Raw genomic sequence first — 4,387 nt, 5'->3', positions numbered from 1 at the left:
AGGATTAAATTATGTCTGGCATTAGTTTTATGGGTGTTGGCTCCGGCTTACCAGTAAAAGACATTATCCAAGCCACCCTTGCAGCAGAAGCTGCACCACTAAAACGCCTTGAGAATGATAAAAACTTCTACAAGGCACAAATCAGTGCTATGGGACAACTGAGTAGCCGGCTTGGAACCATGCGTACAGCCATGCTGGATCTGCGTGGCCAAGTTAAATTCCAGCAGTTGGCTGCCACCCCGGGTAATCCTAAATTATTTACAGCCACTGCAGATCATATTGGTGGTGCTACTGCTGGCAACTACAATATTGAAGTGCTGGCAGAGGCACGTAGCTACCGTACCGTCATGGAGCCAGTAAGCACAACTGGTTTTTTGCAAGGCGAAGTCACCATTGCAGGCAAGACCATAGAGATTCAGGATGGCTGGACTCTGGATCGCTTGCGCCAAGAAATTAACTCTGACACAGATCTGAAGGATAAGGTCTCAGCGAACCTTGTTAATGTAGGTAATGGTGAAGCTCGTCTAGTGCTTAATGCTAAGCAAACTGGTGAAGAAGGGCGCTTTGACATTGACTTTGATGAACTGTCTATCATCTCTGGCACACAACTAACTGGCTCATCAGCTTTTAACAATACAGTCAAAGATGGTGACGACAACATCACCGAACAAACCCGCTCTAGTGCTTATACCGCTGCAGGCACCTCTTTTAACACAGGTACCATTAACCTAGGTGGTACAGCCAGTGATGGCACTGCTTTTAGTTTATCCATAGATGCCAATGGTAAAACACTTGCAGATTTGGCTGCTGAAATTACTGCATCAGGTCATGGCTTAACCGCCACAGTTGTCGTTGATCCAGAAGATGCAACAAAAGAACGCCTACAGGTTACTCGTATCGATGCAGCAGCTGATAGCTCTGCATTTACCATGAGTTTTAATAATGTCATCAATTATACTGGCACCCCTCTCGACTTTTCAAAAAATACGTCACTTTCCAGCTCTGAATATAGTCAGACTGTCCATGATAATCTTGCAACCGAAGAAGAACGTTTAGCTTACCGCGTTAGCAATAACCTTGACGCTCGCATCAAAATTGATGGTATTGAGGCATCCAACTCATCAAATGCTTTCAGCAATGTAGTTTCTGGTGTCACAATTAATGTGACTCAAGGTGCTATGAATGAAGCCATTAAGACCAGTAGCCTTGAAGTAAAACGCGATGACAAAGCCATTAAAGACAATATTGACAAGTTTGTTAAAGCTTACAATGATGTCATCATCCATCTGAACGAAGCTAAAAAAGGCTCTCTTTATGGAGATAGCACCATCCGTAGTATTGAGGGTGAGCTGCGCAATATTCTCTATACACCTACAACCAGTGCTTTGGATCCTAGTGATCCAGACTTTGAAAGTGACACTCAGAAAAACTACTTAGCCATTCTGGGCATCGAGGTGTATAGCTCAAAATCTTTTGATCCGGAAAACCCCGACTCACAAAATGGTACTCTACGTACCAACAGTGCCAAGTTAGCCGAAATGCTGGAAAATGACTTTGAAAGAGTTGCGCATGTGCTTGGAGCTTCGGATTTTGTCGATGATGGGGGTATTGATGGTTACGCTGCTCGTTTTGCCGATCTGGCACAGCGTTTGACCAGCACCACAACCCAGAATGGTGAACTTCGAAAAGGCCTGATCGAAATCCGTAATGAGGGTTTAAATAAAGAAGTCAAACGTATTGATGATCGGGTGGCCTCAACCACTCACCGTCTTGAGCTGCTGGAAGCAAGACTGGTAAAACAGTTCAGCGCCATTGAAGGTATTATTGCTAACCAAAACTCTACTGGCTCTTGGATTGGTCAGCAAATGTCCAACCTACCTGGCTACACACGCAACAAGTAGTAATCAGCTACAGTTCGTTGTTAAGTTTTTTTCAGGGTATCCTAGTGGTACCCTTTTTTATGCACAAAACACAGCTGCAGGAGTAGCAAAATGGTCTACAAAAAACAACTACGTGGTGTTGCGCAGTATGTTCAAGGCACCAGCCGTGAGGCAGAAGTCATGGAAGCCAGTCCCTATCGCCTGATTCAGATATTAATGGAAGCACTGATGGGGCGGCTGGCTGCCACCAAGGGAGCAATTGAACGCAAGGATGGCCTTGCTAAAACACAGGCCAGTACTCGTGCGCAGGCCATTATTACTGAGCTGCGCACCTCACTGGACTTTGAGAAAGGTAAAGACGTGGCCATCACCCTAAATAGTCTTTACGACTATATGGGACGCCGTTTGATGCAAGCAACCTCTGCCAATGACACCACTATGGTAGAAGAGGTGATCAACCTGATGAAACCGGTCAAAGAAGGCTGGGATGCAATCAAGGAAGAGGCAGAAAAAGTGCTGGCTGATTCGAACTAATTGGCACACTGATTGCTAAAGAATAAGGCAGCACGCTGGCTCTGCCAGTATATGCGTTAAAACGGCAAGAGTTTGCCGAAAATAACGGCAAGCACTTGCCAGTGACGTTACCTGAAAAGGAGTCGGACAATGAGTTTGGTACTTAACACTAATATTGCTGCCCTGAACGCAAGTCGAAATCTTGCAACAACCCAGAATCAGCAAGCTACTACCTTCCAGCGGCTTTCTACTGGCCTACGCATCAACTCTGCAAAAGACGATGCAGCTGGTTTGTATCTGGCGCAATCTCAAACCAAAGATATCCGCGGTTTGAACATGGCCACACGTAATGCCGGTGATGGTATCTCCATGGCACAGACTGCTGAAGGTGCACTGGATCAGATTACTGCCAACCTGCAGCGTATCAACGAGCTGGCCATTCAGTCTGCTAACGGTACATATAATACTGCGGCACGCGGTGGTCTACAGAAGGAAGTGGATCAACTGACCATGGAAATTGCGCGGATTATTGAGACCACTGAATTTAATGGAATGCCGCTACTCAACTCAGGTGCAACCGACTTGGTTCTGCAAATCGGTTTTACCAATGAGTCCGCATCACGTATTAATGCCGGTATTATGTCAGGTGGCTTGGCTGAAACCACGGGAGCAGGTTCAACAGGCCTGCAGCAGATTATCAGCGCTGGTTTTGGTACCGGTGGCGCTATTAATATCACCACGCAGTCCGCAGCACAAAGCGCCATTTCGCTGACCCGCGCCTCCATTGATAAAATCTCAGAAATGCGCGCCACTTTCGGTGCGGTGATGAACCGATTTGAAGCGGTAATATCCGGCAACAACATCTACGCTGAAAACCTGACTGCTGCACGCAGCCGTATTCAGGATGCTGATTTTGCCACAGAAACATCCAACCTTGCCAAGCAGCAGGTACTACAGCAAGCGGGTGTTGCTTCACTGTCCCAAGCTAACCAAGCCAGCCAGGTTATTCTCGGACTGCTGTAATTTTTACTCTCAGATCATCCGGCACTGGTGCAGCAGCACCCTGCCGGATGTCTTTTATTTGCACAGACATTCCACTAGACTGTTACTGATTCCAGTCAACTTCCAGAGCATTCTAAATTATGGTTCGTCGGTTAACTCCCTATCAGATGAAAAAATCTGCTCAGGCTTGGGCTTCACAGGTGAATAATAATCGCCATCTGGAAACTGAAGTGCAGGAGGCAGATGCCCATAAACTGACTCAGATGCTTTACAGTGCCATTATTTCTCACCTGAATGATGGTATCAGTGCGCTGGATCGGAAGGACGAAGTATCCAAGAACAAGTGGTTAAACAAGGCTCAGGCAGGCATTACTGAGTTACGTGTCACCTTGCGCCATGACATTGATCCAGAGCTTGCTGCCAATCTGGATAATCTATATGAGTATTGTGGTCGTCTGATCAGTAAAGCAAAGGCCAGTAACAAAGCTGACTCAGTAATCGAGGCCGTTAACCTGCTCACCCCAATTAAAGAAGCTTGGGAAGAAGTTGCGGATGAAGCCCGCAAATTCCGCGAAGACCTAACACAGTACCAGAAAGAACAAGCAATCAAAACTCAGCAGGAACCACCAAAGCCATGAGTGCTGAACCGATTGAAAACCTTAGCCCAGTGCAAGCGCTGGTGCAAGCCATCAAGGCCACACGTCTACTGTTAGATGAGATCGGCAAAATGACTGCAGCAGAAGCTGATAATGCTGAGAAAACTGAAAAACTGGCTAAAATCCGCGATCAGTTAGTGCATCAGGTATTCAGCAAAAGCTGGACAGAAGCAGAAGTTCAGCAGCACCTCTCTGAACTGCAGACTCTAGAAACCCTAGATACTGAACTGCAGGATAAAGCAATGGAAATCCGCACCAGCCTGCATCAAATGCGTGCTGACAACCAGCACAACCGCAAGGCAGTTAACGCCTACGGCCAAGCCAAAGGCCAGTTTT

The 4,387-nt window shown here is 46.6% G+C and carries 5 protein-coding genes; all 5 read left to right on the top strand.

Going from position 1 to position 4,387, the window contains the following annotated elements; translation table 11 throughout:
* Positions 1-29 precede the first annotated feature (29 nt).
* Positions 30-1,901 carry a flagellar filament capping protein FliD gene (gene fliD / locus IBX50_RS17650; RefSeq protein ID WP_292257613.1) on the top strand — a complete coding sequence of 624 codons (1,872 nt, stop codon included), beginning with the start codon at positions 30-32 and terminating at the stop codon, positions 1,899-1,901.
* A 90-nt stretch (positions 1,902-1,991) separates the two neighbouring features.
* A complete protein-coding gene (gene fliS / locus IBX50_RS17645; protein WP_292257612.1) occupies positions 1,992-2,414 on the top strand; it encodes a flagellar export chaperone FliS in 423 nt (140 codons plus the stop codon).
* 129 nt (positions 2,415-2,543) lie between these two features.
* Positions 2,544-3,416: a flagellin gene (locus IBX50_RS17640; protein WP_292257611.1), complete on the top strand. Its 873-nt coding sequence runs from the start codon at positions 2,544-2,546 to the stop codon at positions 3,414-3,416.
* A gap of 119 nt (positions 3,417-3,535) precedes the next feature.
* Positions 3,536-4,033, top strand: a complete 498-nt coding sequence (gene fliS / locus IBX50_RS17635) for a flagellar export chaperone FliS (protein WP_292257610.1) — start codon at positions 3,536-3,538, stop codon at positions 4,031-4,033.
* Positions 4,030-4,387: hypothetical protein (locus IBX50_RS17630; protein WP_292257609.1), on the top strand; the 358-nt coding region annotated here is incomplete at its 3' end. The genes fliS (IBX50_RS17635) and IBX50_RS17630, both read left to right, overlap by 4 nt.

The sequence above is a fragment of the Marinospirillum sp. genome, assembly GCF_014859565.1.
Note: the sequence above shows the minus strand (reverse complement) of the source record. Positions and strands in the feature narration are given on the sequence as shown.